Consider the following 23,857-nt stretch of genomic DNA (forward strand, 5'->3'; position numbering starts at 1 on the left):
AACCGGATGAGATCGGTTGCTGAGATCGGTTGCAATCACTTTACGGACGACTTAAGAAGCTGTCAACGCCTTGCCGGTCGACTTTACCTATGCCCCGGCCAGCCGACCGGCAGCGCAGGTGAATGTGGTCCACAAGCTGGAGCCCGGGCCCCTGCCCCGTCGACAGGGAAGAAGGGCTTAGGCTCGTGGTGGCTGGCTCGTGAGGCCGCAAACCAGGTGAACAAAAGGGTCGGGTCCGGCAGTTACGCCTCGGCCGGGAGTGGTGTTTCGTTGTTGAAGTCCACGTACTCCACCCCGGACCACGTGCATTCCAGACTTCCGTAAATTGGCCAGTACTCGTCCCAGTGGGAGAGTTTCCATTGGTCTCGTTCCAGGCCCCGCCGGGTAAGCCGTTCCCGCAGGAGATCCTGGGGGACCCTGACCCGCACGACCGTGGTCTGGGAAGGTGGCCATTGAAATTTCTCTGCCGCGCTGGTAAGGAAATCGGGTACCTGGAAGTATGCGCCGAAAGGGGCATCGATCACTACTGACCGGCCGAGACGCAGGTTCGCTCCAGCCACGTCCATAAGGGTGTCGTATTCGAGGGGCAGCAGGTTGTCGCGATAGTAGTCGTTGGATTCCCGGTCTGTGGGGTCGTGTCCTGTCGCCTTCAGTGCAAATTCAACAAATCGTCCGCATACCCGGTCCTTGTCGAGGTAGGCGGCATTGTTTTCTCTTGCGGTTTTCTGGGCAACCGTTGTTTTTCCGGAGCCAGCCGGGCCAATCACGACGAAGACGCTGGGGGTGGTCATCGGCGGCCCTCTGCAACTGCCGCCAGGAACTCCTTCGCGGCTTTGGTGACTCGGCTGAAGTCGCCGTCGGGCTGCCACGCTTTAGTCACGTAGCTGCCGACGCCGACACCTGCGACACCGGCGGCAAACCATTCGCCAACATTCTCTACGGTCACGCCGCCCGCAGGCATGATCGGCAGATGGGCGAGCGGGGCGAGCATGGATTTGGCGTAGGGAATGCCGCCGGCCTCGGTGGGGAAGAGCTTGAGGATGTCGGCACCGGCCTCGGCTGAATTGACCATTTCAGTTGGAGTGTAGGCGCCGCTTACTGTGGGTATCTGGTACCGGTTCGCTGTCCGGATCATTGCCGGGTTCAGCTGAGGACTGACCAGAAAGTCGGCGCCGGCGCGGATGCACTCATAGGCCGAGTGCTCGTCAAGAACTGTTCCGGCTCCCACCGCTACTCCGTTGGATCCGTGCTTGGCGGAGAGCCTGCGGATCACGTCGACGGCACCGGGAATGGAGAGAGTGATTTCGAGGGCGCGGAAACCGCCGGAGATGGCCGCTTCCGCCACTCGTTCTGCCACCTCGGCGTTGTCGAGGCGGACGATGAGAACGGCGCCGGACTCGTCAATGGTCTGCAGGGTGCGAAGTTTCTTGTACATGTTTACCTTTCTTGCGCCCCGGCATTTTGCTGCTTTGTTTTGCCCGGGGACAGTTGGAGTGTCGTTGACAAACTTTCCCACCATCCATACTGTTATTGCAACCGATCTCAGCAACCGATCTCATACAAGGGGGTATCGCGGTTGACCCACGTACGCACAATCATTCTGGGTGCTTCGCACTGGCACGTTCCGCTGTGCGCGCCGGCCATGGCCGAAGAGCACGACATGATCGGAGTCGGTGACGACGACGTATCCCGCGCGCAGGTGCAGAACCTGGCAAACGGATGGGGGGCCCCGGTTGAAGCCGACTGGCGGAAGCTGGTGGATCTCCCCGACGTCGGACTCGCATATGTCTTCGGCCCCCATGACGGCATGGCCGAAAAGTGTCTTGCCCTGATCGAGCGCGGTATTCCGTTCGTCGTGGAAAAGCCGTTGGGCACTTCCCTTGACGAGCTTTCCACCGTGCGTCGAGCCGCCGAGGCAGCGGGTGTACCCGCCACTGTTCCGCTCGTCCAGCGCGGCGGCCCCACTGAGCAGTGGCTTGCCAAGGCAGGCCGGCCCACCTACCAGCGCACCTCATTCATTGCAGGTCCACCATCCCGGTACCTTGAGAACGCCAATCCTTGGATGCTTGATCCGCTCAGGGCGGGTGGGGGTTGCCTTGCGAATCTGGGGCCACACTTTGTCGACATGTTCCTGAGGGGCGCCGGTGAGACCGCCGTGGATGTGGACGCCCGGCTCTCATCGTCTCTTCACCATCAGGGCGTTGAGGATCATGCCAGTCTCCTCCTCACGACACCGGAAGGGCGCGAAGCCATCGTGGAAGTCGGGTACGCATTCCCTGGCTCTCCGCTGAAGCGATACTGCAGCTTCACCTCAGCCGGGGAAGCAGGATTCGCCACCGTGGACTCTGACGGTTCAGCCACCTTCACGGCGGCGGACGGGACCACGGAGGTCGACAAGATCAATGTGGACAGTGACCCTCTATACGATCCGTTTGTGCGGAGCGTCGCCCGGACGCTGGAAGATGGATTCCGAGGCCTCACTACGCTGGCCCAGCTCGAGAATGTCATGCGCCCCATTTGGCGGGCGTACGACGACCATCATGGAGGAAGAGAACATGCCTGATCTGAGTATCGACGTCGTTGCCAAGGCAGCCGGTGTCCATCGATCAACGGTGTCCCGGGCGTTCTCACGCCCCGAAGCGGTGAAGAGTGAAACGCGCGAGCACATCCTGCGGGTCGCCGAGGGACTCGGCTACACAATGAGCCCACTGGCCCAGGCGCTTCGTCGAAAAACCAGTACCTTCATCCCGCTGATCGTCCCTGACATCACCAACCCGTTCTTCGCCGAGCTTGCCAAGACGATGACGCAGGCAGCCGACGAGCGGGGCTACCAGCTGCTGCTCTGCGTCACCAACGGAGACCCGGCCAAAACCGACGGATACTTCACCGCCATGCAGGCCATGTACGCCCCCTTCGGGATAGTTGCCCCCTCGACAAAGGTCGATACCGAGGCGCTGAAGCGTTTCGACTTCGGACACAAGGTCGTTGTGATCGACCGCGTGGAGGGAGACGATTCGGTTCCCACGGTTACCGTCGACAGCCGCCGCGGAATCATGCTGGCCCTGGATCATCTGCACTCTTTGGGTCACTCCTCGATCGGCTACGTTTCCGGTATCGCCGGAACGCACACAGCCCAGGACCGGATGGACGCTTATTTGGAACTGACTGCCGAGAGCGGGAGCGCACCTATCGTTCTGGACAGCGGGTCGGATCTGGACGCGGGCACCCGTGGAGCGGAGCACTTCCTGGAAATGGAGAACCCCCCGACGGCCATTATCGCGGCCAATGACATGGTCGCCTTTGCTGTGATATCGGCCCTCGGCCGAAGCGGTGTACGGGTACCCGAGGATGTATCGGTTATTGGGTTCGATGGTCTCGCTCTTGGAGCCAGGTTCAACCCCGCCCTGACGACCATCCGGCAGCCGATCGCCGACATGGGACATATCGCCATCGAACTGGCCGAGAAACAGAACGCGGACGGCTCCGTGGACCACATCGTTCTCGAGCCCGAGCTTCTGGTCCGCGGCTCCACCTCGGGCCCACGCACCTCAGGGCGACGCAAATGACCGGGGGACAGGGACAGCCGCTCCGGCGTCTCCCGGGGCTGCGCCACACTGACCACGTCGGCCTTACCGTTCCAAACCTTGAGGAAGGCATCCGGTTCTTCGTCGATGTGCTGGGCGCTGAGGAGCTGTACCGCTCCGAACGAGGACCCGACGAAAAATTCATGCCCATTAACTTCGACGTCCCGGCAGATGCCAAACTCACGCTGGCCATGCTGCGCCTGCCCCCGAACCTTAACATCGAGCTCTTCGAATGGAGCGGCACGGGACGGCGCGATGCGCCACCGCGGCACTGCGACGCCGGAGGGCACCATTTGTGCTTCGTCGTGGACGACGTCGATGAAGCGATCACGGTGCTGCAGCAGGCCCCCGGGGTGCGGGTGCTCGGTGAACGCAAGGAAGTCGCCGGTGACAGCCCCCGCGTCGCCGGGAACCGCTGGACCTACTTCGTCACCCCCTGGGGGTTGCTCATGGAGATCGTGGACCGATCCCGCGTCGCAGACCCGCCCCGGCTGGTCGGTCCTGCGGACTGGACAGCAGACCAAACACTTCAGAAAGGATCTTGAGCAATGCGGCTAGCGGGTCACACACTAGGCACCCCGAACCACACGGTTCCCCAGGCACTCAAACTCTTCCGGGCCGCAGGGCTCGATGCCGCCGAAGTCATCTACCAGGACGACTACACGTCCGGATTGCCTCTTGGTGACCGACGCGCGGCGATGGAAGCACTGCAAGCCGCCGAAGGCGAGGGCGTACCCATCGTCGGCTTGACGCCCTACACCACAGCCATCAACTCACTGGACGATGTGGAATGGCGTCAAGGGGTCGATGAATTCCGTGGCGCCATCGAAACCGCGCACCTGCTCGGCGCTGACCGGGTCCGTGTCTATGCCGGCGCCTGGCACCCCGGCGACAACGAACACGCGGCACGATGGGGGCAACTGCGTCAAGCATTGGAAACCCTCGCGCCCGAAGCCGACCAGGCCGGTGTTCGCCTCTGCGTGGAAAACCACTTCGGCACCATGACCCAGACCGCGGCAGACACCGCCGCCCTCGTCCGGGAAATAGCCCACCCTGCCGTCCGTGTTCTCTACGATCAGGCGAACCTGACCTTCACGCACGACGAAACGTTCGAACAGGCCTTTGCTGTTCAAGGTGATCTCATTGGTCACGTGCATGTAAAGGACCTGGTCTTCACGGATCCCAACGCAGCCTTCCGCGCCACGGAAACGGCCCGGGTCAACGCCTCTGAGCGGGCCGTCAGGTCCCGTGTCGTGGGAAGCGGCGTCGTTCCGTGGTCGCAAATCCTCGCCGCGTTGCTGCAGCACGGCTACGACGACGTCCTGAGCATCGAACTCGAGTACCGCTGGCACCCCCAGGACCTCCCTGTGCCCGAGGACGGCTTCCGCGAATCCGCCGCCGTCCTGCGCTCAATGCTCTCCAATCTGGCTGAAATAAGGAACGCTCGATGAACACCAACCGTCTCCGCGTCGGAGTTATCGGCGCAGGCAATATCGCCACCATTGCCCAATTGCCCACCCTCGTACAACGCAATGACGTGGAACTGGCTGCCCTGGTGTCCCGGCGCGATGACCCCAGCAGCCTGGTCAGGCGCTGGGGATTCGGCGCCGCCTACAAGAGCGTGGAGGACATGCTGGCCTCGCAGGAATTGGATGCAGTCTTCGTACTCACGCCACGATCCGAGCACGCCCACGCCGTGCAGCTGTGCCTCAGCCGTGATGTCGACGTGTTCTGCGAAAAACCATTGGCGCCGGCAACCGATGAGGCCGAACGCCTTGCAGATCTTGCCGACCAGCGGGGCCGAGTGCTGATGGTCGACTTCAACCGCCGCTACGCCCCCGTCTACACCGCCGGCAGGGACATTTTTGGTGAGAAAGGAGCCACCTTCTGCGTCGCCCAGAAGAACCGCCCGGGATCCGAATACCGTGCGACCTTCGAAAATGCCATCCACATGGTTGATCTCCTCCGCTGGTACTGTGGCGGCGAACCCGTGGACGTCGCCGCCCATGCCGCCGGGGAGGACCCCTGGGAAGAAGACGGCGTCGCAGCGACCATCCGCTTCAGCACCGGAAATACGGGCCTTCTGATGGCAGCCCGGACGGCAGGAGCGTGGAACGAGAAGCTCGACGCCTACGGTGACGGGAAGACAGTGGAGGTCAGGGCGCCTGAAACAGTCTCGACCACGGTCAAGGGAGTCACCACATCCCGGGAACTCAGCGCCGAGGCGTACGGCTGGGCCACAGCCACGGACACCCTCGGATTCTCCGCCGCCGTTCACCATTTCCTTGACCGCGTCGCAGACAGGGCACAGCCACTGACCTCCGGCCGTGAGGCTGTTCACACCCAACGCCTGCTCGACCGGATCCTCGCCGCATCCGGTCTGCCGACAGAAGAACAAGCCGGCCGGGAATGGGCCAGCCACGCAGTGAACGCAAGCTGAACAGCCTGGCTCGCCCATCCCCTCGGGTTAGGTCTCACATCGAGAGCTGTTGAACCGCGCCCTGCAGACATCCCAATGCATAAGGAGGCACAAAATAGGTCCGAACTGCCTCCACCAGAGCCACCGGAAGATCGGGGGAGTGGGACGGCAACCACCGCGAGGGCGGCTCGCCCCGCTCGTTGGCATCCTGCTGGTCGCGTTCAGCGCAAGACAGGCGGTTTCCGCCGTGTCCCCGCTCCTTGGTCCCATAAGCGAGGACCTGCCCCTTGACGCGGTGACGACGGGGATCCTTGGAATGCTGCCGACCGCCGGCTTCGCAGCAATGGGATTCCTGGCCCTCCCTCTTATCCGCCGAATGCAGCCCGAACACCTGCTGCTGGCTTCAATCCTGATGACAACCCTCGGCCAGGTTGGACGCGCACTGGGGTGGACTACCTCCGTCTTTCTGGCGTTCACCTGGATCGCCATGCTGGGGATGGGTGTAGTAAATGTCGTGATACCGCCCCTGCTGATGAAGTATTTCCCCGATAAAACCGGGCTCCTCCCTGCCCTACACGTGACACTCCTCGCCGTCAGCACCGCCGTGGCCGCCCAAGCGGCCATACCCTTGGCCGGGCTGTATGGCTGGCGGTTTTCCATCGGCATTTGGGCGGCAATCAGCGCGGCCGCCGCAGTACCCTGGCTGATGGTCCTCGCAGCCAGGGGTACGGCTGCCCAGGCCAGGAAACCTCCATGCAGCGAAGTACCGGCGCCCCGCACCAGTGTGATCAAGCCCTGGCGATCACCGATTGGCTGGGGTACAGCGCTAATCTTCGCGGGTTGCTCGAGCAACACGTTTGCGGCAATCACATGGCTTCCGGTCGTTCTTGTGGACCGAGGGATGAGTCCGGAAACCGCCGGATTCATGTTGGCGCTCTATTCCATCCTCGGCCTGCCGGTCGGCCTCGTTGTGCCTCTTGCCGTGGTGAGGATGCCTCGCCCGCTACCTATTGCAGTCCTGTTCGTCGTCACATTCGCCGTCGGCTATGGAGGCATCCTCTTTGCTCCAATAACTTCCGCGTCAGTGTGGGTGGCTATCGCCGGGCTGGGCCAAGGCGCCTACTCCTTCGCGTTCACCATGATCAACAGGCGGGCACGAACACAAACCGGGTCGGGAGCACTCTCCGGATTCGCGCAGGGAGTCGGCTACACCCTCGCAAGCCTCGGCCCATTCCTTTTTGGTCTCCTGCATCAGCCGGGGGACCACTGGCTACCATCATTCAGCATGCTCGGAGGCTGGCTCATGGTATTTGCCGTGGGAGCCCTCATGATCAACAGGCCCCGCGTGCTTGAAGATGCACTCCCGGCCGGCGCGGTCCGGCGTTGAAGAAGTATGGACTTCGGCGATCCCCGACACCGGCAACCGACATGAGTTAGCCGTCTCGGTGACCGGAGCCAGGAGCTCCGAGCACGGAACTGAGTAAGTCTTGACAGAGCCTGTTCCCGACCCTATCTTTATTGCAACCGATCTCAGCAACCGATCTCAATGTCTGATCGGATAAATGCAACCGATCTCAAAGGAGAGATGAAATGATTAGAGCTGCAAGTACTTTGACCGCCGTGGCGGTTGCCGCGGCGCTGCTCACCGGCTGCTCAGGCAGTTCCGGCGAGTCCGGCAGCAACGAGGACGGTCCCGTCACGTTGACGTACTGGGACTTCATGGACCCCAGCCAGAACAACCCGCGGGCTGCCGCGCTGAAGCAGAATCTCGAGAACTTTCACAAGGAAAATCCCAACATCACGGTTCAGCTGTCGACTGTTTCTTTCGGGGACATGATCAGCAGGCTTCCGCAGGCAGCGGCAGCCGGGCAGACACCGGACGTCGTGAAGATGTTCGCTCCGGTCGTTCCCCAAATTGCTGCTGCGCAGGTTTACCAGCCCCTTCCTGATGAGGCTAAGCAGATCACTGACTGGTTGCGCCCGGTGGACAAGCTGGCGGACAAGGACGGGAAGCAAGTGGCCGTCCCCTACGACTACCGCACCTGCACGCTCTATTACAACGACAAGATCCTCAAGCAGATCGGAGCTGCCGTACCCACCACCTGGGACCAGGTCGTCGAGGTTGCTGGAAAAGCAGCGAAGGCCGGGTTCACAGGGTTTGGGACCGGGTTCTCCGGGGTCGACAACTCGGCAATCATCTCGACCTTCTTCGATTGCTTCATGAGCGAGGTGGGGCAGGACATCTCCAATCAGGACGGCAAAGCCAGCTTCAACACTGAAAAGGGCAAAGAATTCGCCGATTTCCTCGTGAAGCTCAAAAAAGCAGGAGGCATGCCGCCGAGCGTTGTGGGGGACCAGTACTCGACGGTGGCTGACGGCCTCCAAAACGGCACGGTTGCCATGTCTGCCCTCGGAACGGAACGCCTCTTGACCCTGCAGAAGGCCAACCCTGACATCAAGTCCGCCCCCCTGCCCAAAACCTCAAACGGCTCGGATAAGGGATCGACGTTTGGTTGGACCCTTGGCATCGGTGCCGGAAGCAAGCATGCCAAGGCTGCCTGGAAGTTCATCGAATACATGACCAGCCCGAAAGCCGGGGCGCTCATGGCAACCGGGGGCGACGTCCCCACGCGCTCATCGACGTTCCAGGAGCCTTACTTCACCACTCCAGAGGCCAAGACCGTGCTGGACGTCAGTAACTTCGTCAAAGATCACAGCGAGCCGCACACCTACCCGGATAACTGGATTGCCATTGCCAGTGGCCTTGCCAACGCCGGACAGCAGCTGTATCTGAACAACTCCTCGGCGGATGAGTTCATGAAGGCGGCGCAGGACGCGGCCAACAAGTGAACCCCTTCCCCGACAGGAGTAACCACGTAACCCTGGTCCCAGGAAAGCGAACCCCATGTCAGTGACACAAGAACAACGCGCAGTTCGGAGCACCAAACCCCGCATCCGGCCTGCACGGAAGGACCGGGCCGTCTGGCTCTACGTCGTCCCGGTCGTTGCCGTCTTCCTTTTCGTCTTCGTCGGCCCCCTGCTCTTCACAGCTTGGACGGCGCTCCACGACACCACGTATTACCAGATCAAGGACTTCTCCGGACTGAAGTCGTTCACCAGACTTTTCTCCGACCAAGACCTTCCCAGGCAGATCGGCACCACTCTTGCGTTCTCGCTTGGCGCTTTGGCTATCGCCTTACCGCTCGGCTTCGTCTCCGCGGTCGTCCTGAATAAGATCATCCGCTTCAAGCGGACCGTGCGGAGCCTGTTCCTGCTTCCGTGGCTGATGTCCCAGGCAACCGTAGGCACTCTTTGGCTGTGGTTCCTCAATCCCACCTATGGGCCGGGGACTGCCATCACCAAAGCCCTTGGTTTCGGGCCTGCCGATGCCTTCTCCACACCGGGTTCGGCGCTGGTGGCGTTAACACTCATCACCGCGTGGTGGTCCTATCCCCAGGCGATGGTCCTCTTCCTCGGGGCGCTTCAGACTGTGCCAACCGAACTTTACGAAAGCCTACGGGTGGACGGCGGAAACGCTTGGCAGGGATTCGTGAACATCACCCTTCCCTTCCTTCGGAACACCATCGTTTCGGTCGTTGTCGTCCTCCTAATGCTGTATGTGCAGATGGTGACCATCATCCTGGTCACCACGCGCGGTGGCCCGCTGGGCGGAACGGAAACCCTCTCGATGAGGGTGTTCAACAAGACCTTCCAGGACTTTGACCTCTCCGGCGCTTCGGCCGCAGCAATTTTGCTCTTCGCGATCAACATCGCCTTGACCCTGGTAGCGATCCGCTTCCGACGGAAGGAATCCCTGTGACTGCCATCATCCCGGCCCGCCGCCGGCCCGGGCACATTCTGCGGCGGCTACCCATCTGGGCAGTCGTCGCCATAACAGCGGCCCTGGTCCTGCCTCCGGTCCTATGGATTTTGTCGACGTCCCTGAAAACCGACGCGAACACGGTGGCTTTCCCACCTGTATGGATCCCGGACCCGTTCTCGTTCGACAGCTACGGCGGACTGTTCACCTCCACCAACATCCGCTTCTTCCTCAACTCGCTCATCTACGCCATCGGTTCGATCATCCTCGCCCTCGCGGTCTGCGTCCCCGCAGCCTACGTCGCGACCCGCTACCGGGGGCGCCGCATGGAAAGCCTCATGACCGGCATCCTCGTACTGTCCATGGTTCCAGGAGTCGTGGTCTTCATTGCCCTCTACTCGATGTTCGTCAAGACCGCACTCATCAATACCTACCCTCTGCTGATCGTGGTCTACACCGGTATCATCTGCGGACAGACAATTCTGTTCCTCCGCAACTTCATCGAAAACATCCCCGTAGAAATCGAGGAAGCAGCAGCAATTGACGGGTGCAACCGACGCCAAATCCTTCTGCGCATCGTGCTGCCCCTGATCCGCCCAGGCATCGCCGCCGTCGCGATCTTCATCTTCGTCTTCGTCTGGAACGACTTCCTCGTCGGAACCGTCCTGGCAACAACCGAAGACATGAAAACCGTGCAAAACGGCATCGTTCGATACATTTCCACCGGCTACGGCAACTTCTGGGCCGCCTTCGGAGCCTTCGTCATCGTCGCATTCATACCTGTCCTGGCCATCTTCGCCGCCTTCCAGCGCTGGTTCATCGCCGGCCTGACATCAGGGGGCGTCAAATCATGACCTCAGCAGCACCAGCACCACGCGTCGCGGTAGTCGGAGCAGCCGGCTGGGCCGGATCACGACACGCACGGGCATTCGCCGCAGCAGGTGCCCACGTCACGGCTCTTGTAGAACAGGACGACCGCGCCTACCCGCTCGCCCAGGAACTGGGCGCAGTGCTGGTACCCAGCACCAAAGCGCTCCGCCCGGAGCACGCGGAGCTGGTGGCCGTCGCCCTCCCCATCACCATCCAACCTGCCATCTGCGCCGACCTGCTGAACCGCGGCTTCCGCGTGCTGACCGAAAAACCGGTCGCCGCAGACGCAGAAGGCGCCGCTGTCCTTGCTGCTGCCTCCGGCGTCACCGAACGCCTGATGATCGGGTACACCCTCCACCAGCACCCCGCAGCTTCCCTTGTCTCCCAGTGGGTGGGCAACAACGAGATAATCGCTGTGTCCGTCCGCTCCGTAGCCCACAAACAGAACGTCAATTCCTGGCGAGCTGACCCGAAGGAAGGCGGTGTCGCCGTCGTCAACGGCATCCACGCCATCGAATTAGTATCATCTTGGTTCGACGGCGACCCAAAAGTCCTCGCCACAAGCTCCAGCAGCAGCCTGTATGGCTCGACCGTACCAGAGCACGTAGTCACCGACCTCGAATTTCCCGCAGGTGCCTTGTTCCATCTGCAGACCTACTGGTCTCCCTGGCAGGAACCACAAGGGCTCAACCAGGGGGACTGGAGCCTCACCATCGATGTGCTCGCCCGTGACGGACGGATCTTGTGGTCCAACGACACCGTCCACGTCTGGAACCGGGACGGAAACCACGACACAACATCGTTCGCCCCCTCCGACCTCTTCCTACGCCAGGCAGAGTCCGCCCTTAAGTTCTGCACCGGCGAGCCCCCAGCCGTTACGTTCACCCAAGCGCTCCGGGCCACCGCAATCGCCGATGAAGTTGTGGCTGCGGCAGCTTCTCGCGCCAAGGACGCGGTCGCCCACTAGCATCGTCAAACCTGGACAACACGCGACCGGCCAAACACCACAGCTAAGGAATATTGCACATGAAGAAAGCACCTCACGCTCCCAACGCCGGAAACCCGCGGCGGACCCACCACCACGGCGGAGAGAACAAATGAGCCTCAAGGACCAGGTAGTCCTGGTAACCGGGTCGAGCGGGGGAATCGGCGACGCCGCCGTCAGCGCCCTCACAGCAGAAGGCGCCATCGTCATAGGCGCCGACCGTTCCCCGAAAGAGGACCAGAACCTGAAAGCGTTTTACCCCCTCGACATCACCTCGGAACAGCAATGCGCAGCTACGATCCAGGACATCACAGCCAAACATGGGCGCATTGATGTCCTGATCCACGCAGCCGGAGTACTCGGCCCCACCCCCGGCATCATGGAGACCACCACCGAGGAATTCGACTCCATCTTAAGGATCAACGCCTCCGCGACCTTCACGATGGTGAGGGAGACCGCAAAGTCAATGCTCGAAACCGGCACCGCCGGCGCCATCGTGGTCCTATCGTCAGTTGCAGCAAAGGAATCACGGCTCAATTACCTGCCGTACAACGCAAGCAAACTCGCCGTCCTTCACATAATGTGGTCCTTCGCCGAACTGCTCGGGCCCAACGGCATCTCCGTAAACGCCATCGCCCCGGGCCCGGTGAACACACCCATGTGGGCACAATTCGCCAAAGACTCCGGTCCGGACGCAGCCGCCAACCGTGCCAAGCGTGCAGCACAACTTCCAATGCGCCGGTTCGCTGAACCCGACGAAGTCGCCCGCGCCATCCTCTTCCTCGCCGACCCCGACAACCGCTACATCACAGGGGTTTCCCTCGACGTGGCAGGCGGAGCACACCTGGGAATTGGAACCTAAAACGACCCGACAAAGGTCTTCCAACAGGCCATCGCCCAGAGCTGATATACCCGGCCTGACACCTCCCATCCAACATTGACGCTTCAAGACTGCTTTCATCGGAGACGAGCGGGAAGTCCATTACCACCAAGGAGACACTGAATGCGACACCATCACACCGCCCTGCACGTTACGGACATGGAGCGCAGCGCGCGATTCTACGTGGATGGCCTCGGCCTAACCCGCTTGGACGCCTGGACGTCGGGGCCATACATCGGTGAGCTGTACGGCCGTCCCAACGTACAGGTCAGAGCCATGCTTCTCGCTACCAATGACGGAGCTTTCCGGTTGGAACTTGCCCATGCCGAGCCTCTACTGCCCGCAGTTGACCCATCAAAGGCGCAACCGGGCACGGCACACCTTGCCTTCACAGATATTGACGTACGGCAGGTTTACGCCAAGATGACAGCGCTTGGTTACGACGCCGTATCCGAACCTGTTGCCCCTACCTCTGGTCCAATTGCAGGCGGGTGGCTTGTCTACCTGCTCGATCCAGACGGAAATCGGGTGGAACTCATTCAAGCGCCCGACTGGCAAAATGCTGACCAGACGTGAAATGCTCCTGCTGAAATCGGCTTTTTGGGGCCGGCCCAATATCGTCGCGTCAGGCTCCCACGCTGCAGACGGTAGCAGAGATCCCGTCAACATATTGCCGCTATGTCCACGGACGGGCGCTCCTCGGCCTGCTTCATTGAACGGCTTATTGCCGAATCCGGGAGGGCAAAAAGTAGGTGTGGACAATGTCCACACCTTTTGTCGCTGACTGCTTCTTGAAGCCCTCGAATTGGCTCGGATTCCTTATGTTTTCGGCACTTTCCAGTGTTTTCAAGGCCTAGAAGACAGTTCGAGTCCCACCTCGGGCACAGTGTTTCCGCAGGTCAGAGGGTTTTTTGACTTTCCAGTGTTGACAAAGCTTGACTTTTCCAGGTTCATCTAAGTAGCCGGGCGCTGAGATGCCTAGACGGAACGCGGCGCCCACTGCTGGACACCACGCCCTTAAATAAGGCTACTTACTATTCCTGTTTCAGGTCAAAGGGTGTCGCCTCGGTCCTCATGCGCTCGTTGTCGCTTCTCCGGTTCAGCAGTTATCGACGATCTTGCCGAACGCCTCCAATACGGCACCCACAGCAGCTCCCCCCGCACCTCCAAAGTAGCCTCCGATGACTGCACCGGCGCCGGCAAGTGTGCCTTGTCAGTTACCGCCTGACTTTTTATAAACCACCTTTGAACTGCCGGGCTCGCCGCCGTCGTCGGACACGTAGGATCCGACGGCGCCCGAAGCGTAGGCGGGAGCAACCGGGCTTGCACTGCCCTTGACCAGCAGTTCCTCATACGCCTTCTTGACTTCCTGATATGCCTTCGCGGCATCCTGCTCGGCTTTGAGGCGGTCGCCACCAGCCTCAGTCATGATGCGCCTGACTTCCCTGGCCGCATCGCTTTGCATCTCGTAGACGCCGATTCCGCTAAAGGACTCTAAGCTGCTCATTGGAACGCCCTCCTGTTCGTGATCGGTACGCAGGGGACCCGCGCACTCGCAGTTTGCTCCCCTAGGGGACGTAGGGGAATGATTCGGGCTGCCGCTTGCGGCGTGTAGCTCTGAAGTTTCGTTGTCGCCGCCGTTGGTTTCCGGGAGGGGGAGACCTTCTTAGCAGCCCTGGCACGTGCTGGGCTCGGGGCAAAGAGGGCAAGCTCCCCGGAGCATGGTGGTGCAATCCGGGGAGAAGTAGGGCCTGGATGGGGTACGAGGAACCCTTACGTCGGGGTCTGTGGCGGTGTATGTTGGCTGCTGCCGAAGGCTATCGCCGCATCTCCGAAACTTTAACCGGGTTCAGGTTGGAGCCGGTGCAGGTATCCGATGCGAAGCCGTCGATTGGGTGCTCATGGGGGGGCATTGGCCGGAGCCGTCCTGTAGGAAGTTAGTTTCCTGGGCAGTTCTTCGATTTTCGACCCGGCCAACGGTCAGTGTCGTGGATCGGATCTGAGGGAGAGCGGGATGAGGATCGCCAGGGGATGTATTGGCCTCGTGGCTGGGCTCCTGAACCTTCTACTGTTTGCCGGCGTGGGGTTGGCCGCCGGTACTGAGCCGTGGCCGACCACTACGCCCCCTGTTGGCGTGGATGCAGTACCAGCGGCCGCCGTGTCATCCTCCGTCAGCATTTTCACGACGCCGGTCGGGGCGCCCGGGAGTTGGTCGTTGCAGTTTGAGGACAACTTCGACAGGTTGAACAGGACGGCCTGGACACCATACTGGTTCAAGGACTGCGGGGGCTCCATGATGAACAAGGTGCTGACATGCTCCAGCAATGTGAGCGTCATGGGCGGTGAGCTGAGATTGCAGATGTCCGGCCCCGGAAAGGGCGCGCTTGTCTCGACTAATCCCGGTGACGGGGTCGCCGGGCATAGTGGCGCCTCATTTGGACTCGGTTTTTACGAGGCCAGGATTCTCTTTCCCGGAAGTTGCGGCACTACGATTCACAACTGGCCTGCCTGGTGGACAACCGGACAGTCCTGGCCCGGCAACGGCGAGAACGACATAGCCGAGCCCCTGTCCGGTACGATGCACTCCAACTACCACTCGCTCTTCTCAAATACCACCGTCAGCATCCCCGGCTGCTGGGCGGGGCAGTTCCACACCTATGGATTGCACCGGAAAGCTGGCCGAAACGATGTTTATTTCGACGGCAGGCTGGTGCAGTCCTACGCAACCGGCGACGGCGCGGCGCGGCACTTCCTGGTCATCAACGTGGGTTACTGGTCGGGGTCACCAGTGTTCGGGCCCGCCGCTGCCGTCCGGGTCGACTACGTCAGGGTATGGACATAGACACTGTTTGCATGGGTGATGATTCAGACGCCAGGGTTGGTGTACGTCGAGGCCCAGCTCCCGCCGCTACGGCAGGCCTGCCAAGCTTTCTGTACTGACTCAACCGGTTCCGTCGATCCTCTTACCAGGGGTTAAGGCTACATCGGTGCAGCCGCATACAGTCCGGGCAGGAGTGCGGGGTTTGCAGGCACGAGGACCGCAAAAACGATGAGCGCAGCTCCGACGATCTTGCTGACTGTGCGGCCTTGGCTCCAGGTCTTTTCCAAAAGAACGGTTACGGCGATGATAACCATCCAGGCTAGGTTTGATAGGCCGACGGCAGTCAGTACAACCATCAGGCCCCAACAACACCCGATGCAGTAGACGCCGTGGTAGATACCCACACGTACGTCCCGAAACGGCCCGCGGTAGTTGGACGTGTGGAGCAGGAAGGAGATCGGTGAGCGGCACTGCCGCAGGCAGTAGTCCTTTAGCGGTGTGAGTTGGTAAGCGCCTGCGGCGGCCACTACCCCTGCGCCCACCCATGGCGCGACCATGGGCGCCGCCGTCGCCAGCTGGGAGGCCAGCAGCGCAGCGACGAAAGCGGCAGTTCCGAAAAGAGCCCAGGCCACCAGGTACCCGATAACGAGTGCGGCGGTTCTTCCCGCTCTGACTATGGCACTTGGGGTCGACCGGATCGACCGAAGGTAGATGGTGGTCAGTGGTGCCAGCGCCGGTAGCATCATTGCGGCCATCATGAGGGTCCATGTCGCGAGGAAGCCTCCGAACTCAAGGCCCATTGTCCCCGGCCCTGCGGGCATGTCTCTGAGCCCCAGGACGGTGAAGTACCAGGCGGCGGAGGCGCAGCCAAGCAGCGCCAACAGGGCAGCTTGGCTGCGGACGGCTGGGTACGCGCGGCCGGGCACCTCAGGCGGACCAAGCGAAAGGAGCCGAGAAAGAGTTCTTGCCCGTGTTATCCCAGGACAGGCCGAATATGTTCACGGTGGAGGCGGTTGCATGCCCTGCCGCCAAGGTGTCGGCGGGGAAGCCTACCCCGCTGACTTTGACGCCCGCACCAGTAGCATCTAACGGGGAAACAAAGTCCTCGACTTTGACGTTGATGGCATCGTCTATTTGGACGCTGTGCTCGCGGCCGTCATTGGCGTAAGTGATAGCGCGTGACTCCATGCCCAGCATTTCTCCGACCAGGGGACCAAGGCCCTCCATTGGTCCACCGAGTTTGCCGCCGAAGACTGCGCCCAGGGCGTCAGCCTGTTCCTGTGAAGCCGCTGAATCCATCAGCAGCCCCATCCGCCAGCCGCCGTCGCTCATCAGGGCCGGAGTATCGGCGACGACGGCAACGTTCAGGCCGCTGACATCGACACCATTCACATCGCCCCTGTCGACGTGAAACGCCAGCATGACGTTGCAACGGTCTCTAGTGGCGGGCTCGGTAAGACCAGAGGTCGAGCACGGGCAGATCATGTTGCAGTTGCAGTTTTCGAAGTATGTGCCTTCAAGTTGCCATGCCATCAGAGTGCCTTCCAAAGGTGGGCCCCCGAATCTCCACAGCGGCAAAGTACTCCCGCCGATGCCGCTCGTCAATACCCGTTTGAAGTGATGAACTACCCTTTTTTGAGGTGGCCCAGTTACCGCCCGGAGACCCAGGGATCAGGATGCAAAAATCATGGCTAAGGTTTCAGCGGCTTGGGATGCGGTGCGCGAAATGGGGCCCGCTGTTGAAGAAGTCGGGAGAAGTGGACCCAGCGGGACCGACGCCTCCTCGTAGCTGCGTTCCGACCACGTGTGGTTGACGCCGGTCGGCTCCAGGCCAGCAAGCCCCCACCCATCGTTGCCCTTACCCATGAGGGGTGCTGGCGTGTTTTCTGGTTGCGGCAGGAGTCCGGGACCACCTTCCGACGTACTTGGTCCCGATAACTGCATCTTAGGGCCAGCCGTCCGGCCGCGCACACGCGGCCGCTGCATATGCCACCCACTGACCGCTTTCACCCATTCCGCCGGCACCCGGCCTGAGCCATCATGGATGTGTCGGTACGCGGATTGGAGAAGGCTATGTGGCAGATTCTGATGTGCAAACTGATCATTCGGCACGACTGGCACAACCATCACGCAGACGACGGTGGTGTCTCCAAGCGGTGCCGAGGATGCGGCAAAGACAATGACGAACGCACTCGAGGAGGCGGCAACTTCAGTCACTGGGCAGGCGCATGAACCCAACGCGGTGCCTATTGTGGTCTGGACAGCAGCGGCGTGCTTATAGTGCTCTCTTGCCCATTTTCAGGAAAGGACTTCCATGGCTGCCGAGGACTATGTCGTTCAACCCCACCACGACACAGTGATTCCCGAGGACCACCTCGACGTGTGGCGGCCTATCCACACCTCGGACGCGTCCATCCAGATCGTCGAGGCGAACGGCGTCAGCGCATCGGTGGAGTACCGGGCCGAGCACGCTCCGGCCCTGGCATGGGCAATCCTTGAGGCGGTCGACTTGGACCCACGGACCGCTTTTCAAGGCGACCTGTCGAGGGTATCTACGCAGGGCACCGGAGCCGAACAGCCGAGCTAGGTCCGCTGGCGGCTGTTCGGTCCGCGCCGCGGCCTGCCCTGCCGCCAGCCGGGGAGGGTCTCGTTCAGCTGCCTCTCATTAGCGTCTGTCAGCGTCCCGGCACGGGCCGTGATCCGCTGGCTGTGCAGGCAGACGCCCAGGGTGCGCTCCTGCTCGTCGTCGGTCTTGTTGTGCCGGGGAAGCTCGTGGCCGGCCGCCAGGTAGTCGGCGACCTCGGCGAGACGCTGCGTCCATCAGGCCGCGTCCGCGTCGTGTTTGGTCGGGTAGTCCTGCCAGCCCGGGATGGTGTCCAGCCCTGCGGCGTACACGGGGGAGAGGGGCCCTTGACTGCGTCCCTGCGCCGGCGGGCCAGCCGGTCGGCCAAAGCGGTTTCCCGAGGTGTGGGGCCATGGACGGGCAGCCGCCCCTCGGCCTGGTGGAACGCCAGGACTCCGCCCATGTTTCGGCGGCCCGGGACGGTGACCCGCGTTGGCACGGGTCCCGCGGCCGAGCGGTGTGCGTCGCGAAGGCCCGGGTCCTGCGTGGCAGCGATGGCAAGGTGGTGACGGATCACCGACTGGGCCACCCCGGTCTCCGTCGAGATGGTCTTGGCCGGGAGGCCGCCATCGTACATCTGCGCCCACTCCGGATGCGGCGTTGCGTGCTTGGGTTGCATCATCAGCCGGCTACGCCTGGAACTGGATTCACGGTCACCCCGTAGTCGTTGCCTCTAGGCTAGGCGAGCAGCCAAAAGGACCTCCGCGCGGTCCGACCGGGAGTTTCCCGCTGCGGTGGGTGGTGCCGTTCGGCTAGGGTCGAGGCTGGATTCGGTTACAAACTGGGGATCGCATGGGCACGGTGGACATCAAGGGCAAGGGCACGATGGAGTTGTCCGGCGGGATCCTTCGCTTGAGCTGGAAGCAGGGGACCTACATCGGTATCGACGTCGCCACCGCGGCCCTGGGCGTCATCGAGACGCTTTGCCAGGGTGCCCAGCTGCCGATGCTGGTCGAGATCGGCGGAGTGACTCACTCTGCCGCAGCCCGCAAGGTCTTTCCCTCCCGCTCCAACATCTCGCGCATGGCGCTGGTGGGGACCTCGCCCAAGGACCGGATAATTGCCGTGTTCCGCCTGCCTATGGCGCCGGCAGGATTCCCGATCCGGTACTTCACCACCAAAGACAAAGCCTTGGAGTGGCTGCGTGATGGCTCCCGGGGGCCGGCGTAGAAGGATCAGGACACGGGAAAGGGTGCGCACACTGGGTGCACCCTTCTTTCCCACTGCCCAAAGCCGATCCCCTTCGGCTGCACCCATGCTAACCAGGGCTGATAGTCAGCTGGTCAACACCGTTGCGTTGCGAATGTCTGCTTTCACGAAAGGAATGCAGGGGTCGCGGCTTCCATGTCGGCTGCCGGCAGCGTGAGCGCCGCGGTCGTTCCACGGCCGGGACTGCTGGACAGCACGACGTGGCCGCGGTGGTTCTCCATGATCGACTTGGTGATCGCCAGGCCCAGGCCCGCGCCGGGGATGGTGGAGGAATGTGCATGGGCGGCCCGGAAGAAACGGGTGAACGCCTGGTCAAGCTCTTCGTCGCTCATGCCGACGCCCGTGTCGGTGACTTCACATCTAAGTTCGTGGCCGGTGGTGAAGACTTTGACGGTGACGGTCCCGCTGTGGTTTGTGTATTTGATCGCGTTGGAGATGAGATTGTCGACGGCCTGGCCGAGGCGGTCAGGGTCGAAATGGCCTGTGGCGGGGCCGTCGGTGATGAGGTCCAGCCGGATGCCTCCGGCCTTTGCCCGCGGTTGGGCCGCCTGGACGCTGTCGCGGACGATGTCGGTGAGGTCGGCGTGCTGCGGATTGATGGTCATGGCGTCGGAGGCGATGGTCAGGAGGTCACCGACCAGGTGGAGGAGCCGCTCGGCGTTCCGTTTTGCGATGGTCACGTACATCTCAATGTCGGGATCAAGGTCTGCCTCGTCCAGGGCCAGGTCCATGTAGCCCAGAATGGAGGTCAGCGGGGTCCGCAGCTCGTGGGAGACGCTGGAAACGAATTGGTCCTTCGCGGCCAGCGCCTCGACCAGTGCGGTGACGTCAGTGAAGGCCAGGACGGAACCGGCGTACCCGCCGTCGGTGTCCATGATCAGCCGGCAGGTGGCGGAGTAGACGCGCTGATCGGTCCAGATCAGCTCGTCCGTGAACGGTTCGCCCCGGGCGGCCCGGGACCGGGGGTGGCGCTCGGGCGGCAGGGGTTGGCTCCGGTCAGGTCCGTACATCAGAGGGCAGTCGTCGTCCTCGGCGGCGGACGCCTCCGGGGCCGTGCCTGCGAGGCTGCTGAGGTGGTGGTTCATCAGGACGACGCTGCCCTGCGCGTCGAGGGCGCAGACTCCGACCCCGACGGTGTCCAGGACGGTGCTGATCAGCCGTTCGCGGTCCTCGCTGGCCGCCAGCAAGCCGGTGACCTTTGCGCTTTGGACCTCCAGCTGGCGGCGCTGAATAGACAGGGCGTTGGCGATCGTGTTGGCAGTGAGCGCGATCGCTCCCAGAATGACGGGCAGGAGCACGATCCGGATGAAGTCCGGACCGTCAAAGCCTTCGCCGAGCAGGAGTGGTGGGACCACCGCGCTGAGGATGGTGGCGAGGACGGCGAGCAGGACGCTGCTGCGGCGCCGGTCGCTGGCCAGCCAGACGACGGGAAAGACCAGAAGAAAACCCAGGACCGCCAGATACTGGTCGGCTGCCTCGCGGGTGACCCCGACGGCAATACAGTCCAGGGCCGGGATGATGAGCACAGCCCGTCCCGGAAGTTGCTCCCACGGCACTGCTGCGCAGGAGGCGAGGAGCAGCACGTGCGCTCCAAGACTCCAAAGGAAAACCCAGGAGGTAGCAATCTGAGGATGCAGGACCAGTGTAAGGACCGTGACCAGCAGCATCGTCGTAGCCAGCGGAAGCTGGAACAACACCGCCCGGCCGCGCGGCCCCAGCGTGCGGTAGTGCGCATATAGCGGCTCAAAAAGCATGGTCTCCCCTTACCTGCTCTGCTTGCCCTTCAGTTGCAACGTACCCCAGCCAATTCAAAACCAACACGGGGGCGACTAAATGTCGGTAAAACCAGGCTTCCCGGTATGGATTGCTCGTCCCCATGAACCAGCGCCTTGCCTTTATGCAAAGCCGTCGGGCGAGTGTCGTTCCGCCAAAGCTCTTCCGGTCTGTTGGCAGCTCTTCCGGGACAGCAGGGCGCTCAAGGTAGGCCCGCAGTTCCGGCACGATGACGGCGGGCCTTGTCCGCTGCCTTTTTCCCCGTGGTGGGGCGAACCTGCTTCGCATCGCGCGACTTCGCCATGCCCCGATGCCACCGGGGCATCACTACCCCCTTGGCTTCTTAGGATTGTTTCAGCGCCGTACGGGCGTCCGCCGAATGCTCCGAAGCATCGGCCCGCGCTCCGTCCCGAATCTCTACCGGCACATGAAGACCTACGACGGGGCGCCGGCGCCGAAGCAAGCCATGCGGCCCAAGCGCTGGACGAACAGGTCGCGGTACGTTGAGAGGAGCACACTCCCCGGCTGGGACCAACGGGGACGGTCGCTGCGGCTGCGAAACGTGAGGAGCACATCGAGGGTTGGGGTAGCATCCGCATAGCCAGTGACCCTTGGGGATATCACCCGCAGCGCGACAACGGCGACAGACTCACAGAGTCATGGACTGCAGATGGTACCGGCTCCGCATCAAGGAGCAGCGTGCGGCAGTGGTCCGCGGGCTTGTTGGTTTCGCGCGGGGCCCGCGGCGCGGTGCTGCTGGTGCCGTCGCCTTGCGGGCGCGCCGGGCCAGCGAACTCACCAAGCCCCACAGCTGTTTCGTTGCCGGAGCCCATCATTTGGCCGCACTGCAGAGCCGATCGAGGGTCTCGTTGAGGGCTGACTCGATCCGGCCGTTCAGGTAATCTCGCTTTTCCTGGGTGGAGGGGTCCTCGAGCTCCGAGGGCATCGGCGGGGTCGTGACTGTCATCGCAGCTTGGTACCGTCCGTCTCCGCTGCTGACCGCTACCGTCTGATAGTCATCGAAAGAGCCCTTGCCCTCGTGCCGGGATTCCTTCGAGCACCCATCCCCGTGCTCCCACACGCCCAGCCCGTAGGGGCGGAAGCTCGGGCTGGTTTTCATCTCGCGCAGGGAGGCTGCTGAGATCGCCCGTCCTTGGAAGATTGCTGCCATGAGGAGGTTCAGGTCCTCCATCGTCGATATGGCGCCGCCGGCCGGGTTGCCCACGGAGAAGGTGTTGTTTGTGGTGTCGATACGCTCGCCGCGCAGGGTCACGTAGCCGTGCAAAAGCCCGGCTTCGTGCAGGTCAACCTGGTTCAGACTGGTGTTCTTTAGTCCAAGAGGGTCAAAGACCTCCTCCTGCATTACCTGGACGAAGGGCTTGTGCCGCAGGGTCTGGATGAGGAGGCCGAGTGCGAGGTAGTTCGTGTTTGAGTACTTAAATGATCCGACATCGTCATTAGTCCATGGCAGGGTTCCCGCCAGTTGAAGGCCACGCTCCATGGTGAGTGTCTGGGAAAGGACGGGGCGGAAGTCGATGTCTTTCGGCAGGGCATCATTGACCTCGGGTATCCCGGAAGTGTGGCTGAGCAGTTGCCTCACAGTGATCGGGCCTGGTGGTTTGAGTGATGACCTGAATCCAGGTATGACGTCATTGACGGGATCGTCGAGGCCAATGAGGTGGTCGTCCACGAGCTTCAGCACGGCTACGGCGGTCATTGTCTTGGTGACGCTGGCGACCTCTGCGCGGTCCGTGGGCTGCGCCGCCGTCCTGGTTTCGAGGTCTCGGACGCCGTAAGCCCGGGACCACTCGCCCTCGGGCCAGTGGATCCGTACGACGGCGGAGGGAGCTCCCTCATCCATGAACAACTGAATTTGATGCTCCAGCGACACGAAGGGACTCGGTGAGCTCGAAGATGGGGTGGGTCCATCATTGGACTGGGTGCAGCCAGTTGCCGCGAGGACGAGGACTAGGACCGCCCGCCTCCAACCGTGGTTCTTCGTGGTCATTGTGTGCCGCCGTTCGCCTAAGAGACAAGCTTGGCCGTCTGCGGCACCACGTCCGGCCAGACCACGACGGCACCGTCGGCCCCAGCACAACAATTTTAGTTCCGGCCGTCGCAGCGGGGAAGCAATCTTACCTGTAGTCTTTAGCACCGCCGGTTCGACCATCACTTCTCCGGAGGGAGGTTACCCAACCCCGGAAAACCGGGTGGTAAGGATATGAATTGCAAAGCTAATTGGTCCGGGTAATGCAGGGCTTAGTGGCCAAGGAGCGTTTCCCTGATCGCGTCGACTGATTGTCGTTCCCGGCGCCTGGTAAGCGATCATTCAACGGGACCGAGCGATTCTTGTTGAGGAAGCAGTCATGCAGACGCAATCGTGGCTCACGTTTCTCAGTGATCCAATCAGAAGTTTCGGGGACATAATGGAAGTGGCTGAGCGACAACTTCTCGGAGAGGAGCGGTCATGATCCGGGCCCTGCTGTGCAGGCTCAATATTGGGCACCACTGGCTGGTGGAACGAAACCCGACGGCGGGTTCCGACGACGCTGTACTAAGTGCGGAAGGTACGACCGTCGGAGTTAAAGCTGGTTTCCGGCCGGACATTCAGCACCCCTGACGAAACAACTACCACTCAGCCCGTAGAGCTTGCCGCAGCATGAAGGCTTTTACCGCCCGCGCGCCCGTCCATGGAGGACGCGGCCTTGGGCGGCAGCTCCACTCCGGCTGCAGTCCATAACCGTTCCCCGAAGGTCGGTGGACGCACCTCGTCGCGGCTCTGGAATGGGCAGAACCGGACAACGACGAAATGTAGCCGGAAGCCGTTCCCCGAACTCCTACCTCCGGCCCTCCACAAACAGCCGATAATAAAG

General features: G+C 62.0%; 22 protein-coding genes. 15 read left to right on the forward strand and 7 right to left on the reverse strand.

Going from position 1 to position 23,857, the window contains the following annotated elements; all coding sequences use genetic code 11:
• Positions 1–242: 242 nt before the first annotated feature.
• Positions 243–791 (reverse strand): AAA family ATPase, encoded by a 549-nt coding sequence (locus AB0280_RS01450; RefSeq protein ID WP_366366074.1) that lies wholly within the window; start codon positions 789–791, stop codon positions 243–245.
• Positions 788–1,435 carry a bifunctional 4-hydroxy-2-oxoglutarate aldolase/2-dehydro-3-deoxy-phosphogluconate aldolase gene (locus AB0280_RS01455; RefSeq protein ID WP_366366075.1) on the reverse strand — a complete coding sequence of 216 codons (648 nt, stop codon included), beginning with the start codon at positions 1,433–1,435 and terminating at the stop codon, positions 788–790. Before AB0280_RS01455 ends, AB0280_RS01450 begins: the two co-directional genes overlap by 4 nt.
• A gap of 141 nt (positions 1,436–1,576) precedes the next feature.
• Between AB0280_RS01455 and AB0280_RS01460 the strand changes: the two genes are divergently transcribed.
• The 12 genes from AB0280_RS01460 to AB0280_RS01515 all read left to right on the forward strand — a co-directional run bounded on the left by AB0280_RS01460 (position 1,577) and on the right by AB0280_RS01515 (position 13,134).
• On the forward strand, positions 1,577–2,563 hold the full coding sequence (locus AB0280_RS01460; protein WP_366366076.1) for a Gfo/Idh/MocA family protein: 987 nt from the start codon (positions 1,577–1,579) through the stop codon (positions 2,561–2,563).
• Positions 2,556–3,566, forward strand: a complete 1,011-nt coding sequence (locus AB0280_RS01465; protein WP_043449573.1) for a LacI family DNA-binding transcriptional regulator — start codon at positions 2,556–2,558, stop codon at positions 3,564–3,566. The genes AB0280_RS01460 and AB0280_RS01465 overlap by 8 nt, the downstream gene beginning before the upstream one ends.
• Positions 3,563–4,129: a VOC family protein gene (locus AB0280_RS01470; protein ID WP_366366077.1), complete on the forward strand. Its 567-nt coding sequence runs from the start codon at positions 3,563–3,565 to the stop codon at positions 4,127–4,129. The genes AB0280_RS01465 and AB0280_RS01470 overlap by 4 nt, the downstream gene beginning before the upstream one ends.
• Before the next feature lie 3 nt (positions 4,130–4,132).
• Positions 4,133–5,035, forward strand: a complete 903-nt coding sequence (locus AB0280_RS01475) for a sugar phosphate isomerase/epimerase family protein (protein ID WP_366366078.1) — start codon at positions 4,133–4,135, stop codon at positions 5,033–5,035.
• The gene (locus AB0280_RS01480) at positions 5,032–6,024 is read left to right on the forward strand and encodes a Gfo/Idh/MocA family protein (protein ID WP_043449578.1); all 993 of its coding nucleotides are present in this window, start codon (positions 5,032–5,034) and stop codon (positions 6,022–6,024) included. Before AB0280_RS01475 ends, AB0280_RS01480 begins: the two co-directional genes overlap by 4 nt.
• A 226-nt stretch (positions 6,025–6,250) precedes the next feature.
• Positions 6,251–7,390, forward strand: coding sequence for a CynX/NimT family MFS transporter (locus AB0280_RS01485; protein WP_425328571.1), 1,140 nt, complete (start codon positions 6,251–6,253; stop codon positions 7,388–7,390).
• Between the two features lie 203 nt (positions 7,391–7,593).
• Complete coding sequence (locus tag AB0280_RS01490; protein WP_043449580.1) at positions 7,594–8,853, forward strand: ABC transporter substrate-binding protein; 1,260 nt, start codon at positions 7,594–7,596, stop codon at positions 8,851–8,853.
• A 55-nt stretch (positions 8,854–8,908) separates the two neighbouring features.
• Complete coding sequence (locus AB0280_RS01495) at positions 8,909–9,823, forward strand: carbohydrate ABC transporter permease (protein ID WP_366366080.1); 915 nt, start codon at positions 8,909–8,911, stop codon at positions 9,821–9,823.
• Positions 9,820–10,677: a carbohydrate ABC transporter permease gene (locus AB0280_RS01500; protein WP_366366081.1), complete on the forward strand. Its 858-nt coding sequence runs from the start codon at positions 9,820–9,822 to the stop codon at positions 10,675–10,677. Before AB0280_RS01495 ends, AB0280_RS01500 begins: the two co-directional genes overlap by 4 nt.
• On the forward strand, positions 10,674–11,660 hold the full coding sequence (locus tag AB0280_RS01505) for a Gfo/Idh/MocA family protein (RefSeq protein ID WP_366366082.1): 987 nt from the start codon (positions 10,674–10,676) through the stop codon (positions 11,658–11,660). Before AB0280_RS01500 ends, AB0280_RS01505 begins: the two co-directional genes overlap by 4 nt.
• Before the next feature lie 130 nt (positions 11,661–11,790).
• Positions 11,791–12,540 (forward strand): SDR family NAD(P)-dependent oxidoreductase, encoded by a 750-nt coding sequence (locus AB0280_RS01510; RefSeq protein WP_366366083.1) that lies wholly within the window; start codon positions 11,791–11,793, stop codon positions 12,538–12,540.
• 141 nt (positions 12,541–12,681) lie between these two features.
• Entirely contained in the window at positions 12,682–13,134 is a 453-nt protein-coding gene (locus AB0280_RS01515; RefSeq protein WP_366366084.1) for a VOC family protein, read from the forward strand.
• A gap of 637 nt (positions 13,135–13,771) precedes the next feature.
• Here AB0280_RS01515 and AB0280_RS01520 read toward each other — a convergent pair.
• On the reverse strand, positions 13,772–14,065 hold the full coding sequence (locus AB0280_RS01520; RefSeq protein WP_307493198.1) for a hypothetical protein: 294 nt from the start codon (positions 14,063–14,065) through the stop codon (positions 13,772–13,774).
• Between the two features lie 786 nt (positions 14,066–14,851).
• Between AB0280_RS01520 and AB0280_RS01525 the strand changes: the two genes are divergently transcribed.
• The gene (locus tag AB0280_RS01525; RefSeq protein ID WP_366366085.1) at positions 14,852–15,400 is read left to right on the forward strand and encodes a glycoside hydrolase family 16 protein; all 549 of its coding nucleotides are present in this window, start codon (positions 14,852–14,854) and stop codon (positions 15,398–15,400) included.
• Between the two features lie 137 nt (positions 15,401–15,537).
• On the opposite strand, the gene AB0280_RS01530 is transcribed toward AB0280_RS01525, so the two are convergent.
• Together AB0280_RS01530 and AB0280_RS01535 are read right to left on the reverse strand one after the other, a co-directional pair.
• Entirely contained in the window at positions 15,538–16,260 is a 723-nt protein-coding gene (locus AB0280_RS01530) for a DUF2182 domain-containing protein (RefSeq protein WP_307493202.1), read from the reverse strand.
• 46 nt (positions 16,261–16,306) lie between these two features.
• On the reverse strand, positions 16,307–16,912 hold the full coding sequence (locus AB0280_RS01535) for a DUF1326 domain-containing protein (RefSeq protein ID WP_307493204.1): 606 nt from the start codon (positions 16,910–16,912) through the stop codon (positions 16,307–16,309).
• 781 nt (positions 16,913–17,693) lie between these two features.
• Between AB0280_RS01535 and AB0280_RS01540 the strand changes: the two genes are divergently transcribed.
• A complete protein-coding gene (locus AB0280_RS01540) occupies positions 17,694–17,966 on the forward strand; it encodes a hypothetical protein (RefSeq protein WP_307493206.1) in 273 nt (90 codons plus the stop codon).
• Positions 17,967–18,794: 828 nt separating this feature from the next.
• On the forward strand, positions 18,795–19,172 hold the full coding sequence (locus tag AB0280_RS01545) for an STAS/SEC14 domain-containing protein (RefSeq protein WP_366366086.1): 378 nt from the start codon (positions 18,795–18,797) through the stop codon (positions 19,170–19,172).
• A gap of 143 nt (positions 19,173–19,315) precedes the next feature.
• Here AB0280_RS01545 and AB0280_RS01550 read toward each other — a convergent pair whose 3' ends face one another.
• Together AB0280_RS01550 and AB0280_RS01555 are read right to left on the reverse strand one after the other, a co-directional pair.
• Complete coding sequence (locus tag AB0280_RS01550) at positions 19,316–20,965, reverse strand: sensor histidine kinase (protein WP_307493211.1); 1,650 nt, start codon at positions 20,963–20,965, stop codon at positions 19,316–19,318.
• A gap of 851 nt (positions 20,966–21,816) precedes the next feature.
• On the reverse strand, positions 21,817–22,845 hold the full coding sequence (locus AB0280_RS01555) for a serine hydrolase domain-containing protein (protein ID WP_307493212.1): 1,029 nt from the start codon (positions 22,843–22,845) through the stop codon (positions 21,817–21,819).
• Positions 22,846–23,857 lie beyond the last annotated feature (1,012 nt).

The sequence above is a fragment of the Pseudarthrobacter sp. 902506025 genome (genome assembly GCF_040702325.1).
GTDB lineage: Bacteria > Actinomycetota > Actinomycetes > Actinomycetales > Micrococcaceae > Arthrobacter.